This window comes from Arthrobacter sp. SO3, from assembly GCF_020532825.1.
Taxonomy (GTDB): domain Bacteria; phylum Actinomycetota; class Actinomycetes; order Actinomycetales; family Micrococcaceae; genus Arthrobacter.
In genome coordinates this window covers 1-5,563 of the sequence record NZ_MQTS01000208.1, presented here as the reverse complement: position 1 = coordinate 5,563, position 5,563 = coordinate 1, and the positions used below count along the sequence as shown (strand labels likewise).

Annotated in this window: 6 protein-coding genes; 3 read left to right on the top strand and 3 right to left on the bottom strand. The window is 67.8% G+C overall.

From position 1 onward, the window contains the following. From BJQ90_RS18890 to BJQ90_RS18880, 3 genes are all read left to right on the top strand, one after another. Positions 1-509 (top strand): substrate-binding periplasmic protein (locus BJQ90_RS18890; RefSeq protein WP_226761740.1); only part of this gene is annotated, 509 nt, incomplete at its 5' end. Positions 510-512: 3 nt separating this feature from the next. After that, a complete protein-coding gene (locus BJQ90_RS18885) occupies positions 513-1,277 on the top strand; it encodes an amino acid ABC transporter permease (protein WP_226761739.1) in 765 nt (254 codons plus the stop codon). Then, positions 1,274-2,011: an amino acid ABC transporter ATP-binding protein gene (locus BJQ90_RS18880; protein WP_226761738.1), complete on the top strand. Its 738-nt coding sequence runs from the start codon at positions 1,274-1,276 to the stop codon at positions 2,009-2,011. The genes BJQ90_RS18885 and BJQ90_RS18880 overlap by 4 nt, the downstream gene beginning before the upstream one ends. A 108-nt stretch (positions 2,012-2,119) precedes the next feature. Here BJQ90_RS18880 and hemL read toward each other — a convergent pair whose 3' ends face one another. The 3 genes from hemL to hemB form a co-directional block, all read right to left on the bottom strand. Continuing rightward, entirely contained in the window at positions 2,120-3,451 is a 1,332-nt protein-coding gene (gene hemL, locus BJQ90_RS18875) for a glutamate-1-semialdehyde 2,1-aminomutase (protein WP_226761737.1), read from the bottom strand. A 41-nt stretch (positions 3,452-3,492) separates the two neighbouring features. Further along, positions 3,493-4,596: an LLM class flavin-dependent oxidoreductase gene (locus BJQ90_RS18870; protein WP_226761736.1), complete on the bottom strand. Its 1,104-nt coding sequence runs from the start codon at positions 4,594-4,596 to the stop codon at positions 3,493-3,495. Then, positions 4,596-5,563: porphobilinogen synthase (gene hemB, locus BJQ90_RS18865; RefSeq protein WP_226761735.1), on the bottom strand; the 968-nt coding region annotated here is incomplete at its 5' end. The genes hemB and BJQ90_RS18870, both read right to left, overlap by 1 nt.

The following is a 5,563-nucleotide window of genomic DNA, read 5'->3' as shown; positions in this document are numbered from 1 at the left end:
CGGACGCCCGCCGCAAGACCGTGGGATTCACCAACGGCTATGACTTCGGCTTTATGGCGGTTGTCGCCAAGAAGGACGACAAGATCAAGGGCTTCAAGGACCTGACCAAGGACACCCGCATCGCGGTCGTCCAGGGCACCGTGCAGGACGACTACGTCACCAACACGCTGCAGATCGAGCCTGTCCGCTTCGAGGACTACAACACGGCCTACGCGAACCTGAAGAACGGCCAGGTCGACGCCTGGGTCGCTCCGTCCCAGCAGGCCACCGGCCAGGTCAAGGAAGGCGACGGCACGGTCATCGCCGAGTCCGTTGTGAACACCCAGAACTTCACCGCCTACGCCGTCAACAAGGAAAACCAGCCGCTCATTGACGCGCTGAACTCCGGCCTGGACGCCGTGATTGCCGACGGCACCTGGTCCAAGCTGACCAAGGAATGGTACCCGGACCGCGAAACCCCGGCCACGTGGTCCCCGGGTTCCAAGGCTGTCACCGTCCCGAAGTCCTAGTCCATGGATGCACTCGATCAACTCGCAAAGACCTTCTTTGACTGGGAGGCGATGGCAGCTGTCATCCCGAACATGCTCACGGTCGGCCTGCCCAATACGCTGATCCTTGCGGTCTCCTCGGGCGTGCTCGGGTGCATCCTGGGCATGGTCCTGGCCATCATGGGCACGTCCCGCAGCACCCCGCTCCGGGTGCTGTCCAGGATCTACACGGATATTTTCCGCGGCGTCCCCGCGATCGTCGTCATCCTGCTGATCGGGATCGGGCTCGGACCCGTGATCCGGCAACTGACCGGATCCACGAACCCGTTCCCGCTCGGCATCCTGGCACTGACGCTTATGGCGTCGGCATACATCGGGGAGATCTTCCGGTCAGGCATCCAGAGCGTGGAAAAGGGACAGCTCGAGGCGTCCAGGGCGCTGGGGTTCAGCTACAACTCCTCCATGCGCCTTGTGGTGATCCCGCAGGGCATCCGCCGGGTGCTCCCGGCCCTGGTGAACCAGTTCATCTCACTGATCAAGGACTCGTCCCTGATCTACCTGCTGGGCCTGCTCGCCAGCCAGCGGGAGATCTTCCGCATCGGCAACGACGCTGCAGCCAACACGGGAAACCTCTCCCCGCTGATCGCTGCCGCGGCAATGTACCTCGTGCTGACGGTCCCCCTGACGCACCTGGTCAACTACATCGACAACCGCCTGCGCACCGGCCGGCCGGAGAAGAAGCAGCCGGACGACGCCGCAGCCCTGATCGGGAAGGGAGCCCAGCCATGAGCGACTTCGCCTCCGGCTCGCTGACCGGCAAGAACCTGCACCTGTCCTTCGGATCCAACCACGTCCTCCGCGGCATCGACCTCCACGTCGAAAAGGGAACCACCGCCTCGGTGATCGGCCCCTCGGGCTCCGGCAAGTCCACGCTGTTGCGCGTGATGAACCGCCTGATCGAACCGGACCAGGGCGACATCCTGCTGGATGGGCGCTCGGTCCTGAAAGACAACCCGGATGAGCTGCGCCAGCGCATCGGCATGGTGTTCCAGCAGTTCAACCTGTTCCCGCACAAGACCGTGGTGGACAACGTCTCCCTCGCGCTGCGCAAGCTGCGCAAACTCCCGGCCGAGCAGGCCCGGGCCGAAGCCCTCGAGCAGCTCGACCTCGTCGGGCTCAAGCACAAGGCGGACGCCCGTCCGGCCAACCTGTCCGGCGGGCAGCAGCAGCGCGTGGCGATCGCACGGGCGCTGGCCATGAAGCCGGAAGTCATGTTCTTTGACGAGGCCACCTCGGCCCTAGACCCGGAGCTCGTCAAGGGCGTCCTGGCGCTGATGGCCGACCTCGCCACGGGCGGCATGACCATGGTGGTGGTGACGCACGAGATGGGCTTCTCCCGGAACGTCTCGGACACCGTGACCTTTATGGACGCCGGCGTCGTTGTGGAGTCCGGCCCGCCGGAACAGCTCTTCACGAATCCCCAGACGGAACGGCTCCAGGGTTTCCTCTCGGACGTCCTCTAGTTAGCAGACCGGCAGCTTAAACACTTGGGGCACCCGCCGCGGCGGGTGCCCCAAGTGTTTTAACCAACGACGCCGGAACGGTCCGGCGTATTGTTGCGGCGTCCGGCGCTAGGCCTTCGCGGCAGCCGCGGCCTTCGCCGCGGCGGGCAGGGCGTCGAAGATCCGGTTCATCGCGGCGTCGTCGTGCGCGGCGGAGAGGAACCAGGCTTCGAAGACCGACGGCGGCAGGTAGACCCCGGAGTCCAGCATCGAGTGGAAGAACGGCGCGTAGCGGAACACCTCCTGGCCCTGGGCGTCGTCGTAATTGTGCACGCCCCGGGCGGAGGTGCCGAACGCCATCGAAAACAGGTTTCCGGCACGCTGGATCGAGTGGTCCACGCCCGCCGCCTCCAGCGCGGAGGACAGGGCGGTGGAGAGTTCCAGGGCGCGGGCATCCACGAAGGAGTAGACCTCTGGGGTGGCGTGGGTCAGCGTCGCGACGCCGGCGGCCATCGCCACCGGGTTGCCGGAGAGCGTACCGGCCTGGTAGACCGGGCCCAGCGGCGCAAGGTAGTCCATGACCTCGGCCCGGCCGGCGAGGGCCGCCGTCGGCATCCCCCCGCCGATGACCTTGCCGAACGTCAGCAGGTCCGGGGTCCACGGCTGGGCAGCGTCGGCCGCGCCGCCGGTGAGTCCCCAGTAGCCCGAGTACCCGGTACGGAAGCCGGTGAGGACCTCGTCGAGGATCAGCAGGGCACCGTGCTCCCGGGTGATGCGCGACAGGCCGGCGTTGAAGCCTTCTCCCGGCGTCACGACCCCCATGTTGGCGGGCGCGGCCTCAGTGATGACGGCGGCGATGTTCGCGCCGTGCTTGGCGAAGGCGGCCTCGACGGCGGCGAGGTCGTTGTAGGGCAGCACGAGGGTCTCGGCGGCGGTGGCGGCCGTGACGCCGGCGGAGCCCGGCAGCGCCAGGGTGGCGACACCGGAGCCGGCGGCGGCGAGCAGCCCGTCCAGGTGGCCGTGGTAGCAGCCGGCGAACTTGATGATGAGGTCCCGGCCGGTGAAGCCCCGGGCCAGCCGCACGGCGGTCATGGTTGCCTCGGTGCCGGTGGAGACCATCCGGACACGTTCGGCGGCGGGGACCCGCTCCTGGACGATCGCGGCGAGGTTGGCCTCATCCGGCGTCGAGGCGCCGAAGGAGAGTCCGCGGTCCACGGCGGCGTGCACGGCGGCGAGAACCGCCGGATGGGCATGTCCCAGCAGCGCCGGGCCCCAGGAGCAGACGAGGTCGACGTACTCGGCGCCGTCGGCGTCGGTCAGGTAGGGGCCTTTCGCGGAGACCATAAAACGCGGGGTCCCGCCGACGGAGCCGAACGCGCGGACCGGCGAGTTGACGCCGCCCGGCATCAGCTTGCGGGCGCGGTCGAAGAGTTCCTCGTTGCGAGGGTGGCTGGAAGTCATGGTTCCTATTCTTTCAGTCGCATTCAATGGATCAGTCGCCTTCAACGGGGCTGCGCGGCCCCGGCCAGCAAAGCAGCCACCCGGGGGGCCACCTCGGTGCCGAACAACTCGATCGAACGCATCATGGCCTTGTGCGGCAGGGTGCCGTTGCTGTACTTCAGGTCAAAGCGGTCCACGCCGAGGTGCCGCTTCAGCAGTGCGATCTTCGCGGCAACGGTATCCGGGGATCCGACGTAGAGGGCACCCTCGGGGGTGCACATGGCGTCGAACTCGGCGCGGTTGCCCGGGCCCCAGCCGCGCTCCGCGCCAATCAGGTTGCGCTGGCCGAGCCAGTGCGCGAAGAACTCCTCCCGTGCCTCCTCGTCGGTGGCGGCAATGTGGCCCGGTGAATGCGTGGCCATCTGCTGCATCGGGTGGCCGTATTTGGCCATCGCCTCACGGTAGAGGTTCGCGAGCGGGCCGAAGGACCGCGGCTGTCCGCCGATGATGGCGAAGATGATCGGGTAGCCGTATTCGGCGCAGCGCAGCACCGACTCCGGGGTTCCGCCGACGCCGATCCAGGCGGGCAGCAGGTGGTGTTCCAGCGGCGGATAGACGCCGAGCCCGTTGATGGCCGGCCGGGTGCGGCCCTCCCAGTGGATGGGCTCTTGGGCGCGGGCCTTGTCGAAGAGCTCGAGCTTCTCTTCAAACAGGATCTCGTAGTCGGCCAGGTCGAGGCCGAAAAGCGGGAAGGACTCGACGAAGGAGCCGCGTCCCAGCATGACCTCGGCCCGGCCGTTGGAAATGGCGTCCACGGTGGAGAAGCGCTGGAAGACACGGAGGGGGTCATCGGAGCTCAGGACCGTAACGGCGGAACCGAGCCGGATGTTCTTGGTCCGCGCGGCAGCCGCGGCGAGGAACACCTCGGGAGCGGAGACTGCGAAGTCGCGCCGGTGGTGCTCCCCCACGCCGAAGGCATGGAGTCCCACCTCGTCCGCGAGTTCCGCCTGTTCCAGCAGCTGGCGCAGCACCTGGGCGTGCGGGACGGGGTGCCCGTCGGGGAAGACCCCGACGTCGCCAAAAGTGTTCAGTCCCAGCAGGATGCGCCCCGGGCCTACGGGGGCCGTGGGGTTCGCCCCTGACGCCTGGCCAGTTGAGGTGATCATCAGGACTCCTTCAGCCAGCCGGCGAGTTCGCTCGCCCAGTACGTCAGGACCATGTTGGCCCCGGCCCGTTTGATGCCCAGCACGGACTCGGTGATCGCGGCGCGGCGGTCGATCCACCCGTTAGCGGCGGCGGCCTCGATCATCGAGTACTCACCGGAAATCTGGTACGCCGCGACCGGGACCGGGCTCATGGCGGCGACGTCGGCGAGGATGTCGAGGTAGCTCATGGCCGGCTTCACCATGACCATGTCCGCACCCTCTTCGAGGTCCAGCTCCACTTCGAGGATCGCTTCGCGGCGGTTCGCGGCGTCCATCTGGTAGGTGCGGCGGTCGCCTTTGAGCTGCGAGTCCACGGCTTCGCGGAAGGGCCCGTAGAACGCGGATGCGTATTTCGCGGCGTAGGCGACGACCGCGGTGTTGGCGTGGCCGGCCGCCTCGAGGGCCTGGCGGATCACGGCGATCTGGCCGTCCATCATCCCGGAGGGGCCCAGCACGTGGGCGCCGGCCTCGGCTTGGGCCACAGCCATCCGGCCGTAGATCTCCAGCGTGGCGTCGTTGTCCACATAGCCGTCCGAGTCGAGGACCCCGCAGTGCCCGTGGTCGGTGAACTCGTCCAGGCAGACGTCGCTCATGATGACCAGTTCATCGCCGACCTCGGCGCGGACGTCCCGGATGGCTTTATTCAGCACCCCGTCGGGGTCCAGCGAGGCGGTGCCGGTGGCGTCGCGGACGGCGGGGATTCCGAAGAGCATGATGCCGCCGACGCCGAGCCCCACGGCTTCGGCTGCGGCGCGCTTGAGCGTCTCGGTGGTGTGCTGCTGCACCCCGGGCATCGACGCAATCGGTTTAGGCTCGGCCAGGCCTTCCCTGATGAAGGCGGGAAGGATCAGTTCCGCAGCGGAGAGGCGGTGTTCGGCTGTCAGCCGGCGCATTGCCGGGGTGGTGCGGAGCCGGCGGGGGCGGTGGG

Excerpts from the sequence above, each read along its gene's own strand:
- BJQ90_RS18870 (WP_226761736.1), bottom strand. The coding sequence starts at position 4,596 with ATGATCACCTCAACTGGCCAGGCGTCAGGGGCGAACCCCACGGCCCCC.
- BJQ90_RS18885 (WP_226761739.1), top strand. The coding sequence starts at position 513 with ATGGATGCACTCGATCAACTCGCAAAGACCTTCTTTGACTGGGAGGCG.
- hemL (WP_226761737.1), bottom strand. The coding sequence starts at position 3,451 with ATGACTTCCAGCCACCCTCGCAACGAGGAACTCTTCGACCGCGCCCGC.
- BJQ90_RS18880 (WP_226761738.1), top strand. The coding sequence starts at position 1,274 with ATGAGCGACTTCGCCTCCGGCTCGCTGACCGGCAAGAACCTGCACCTG.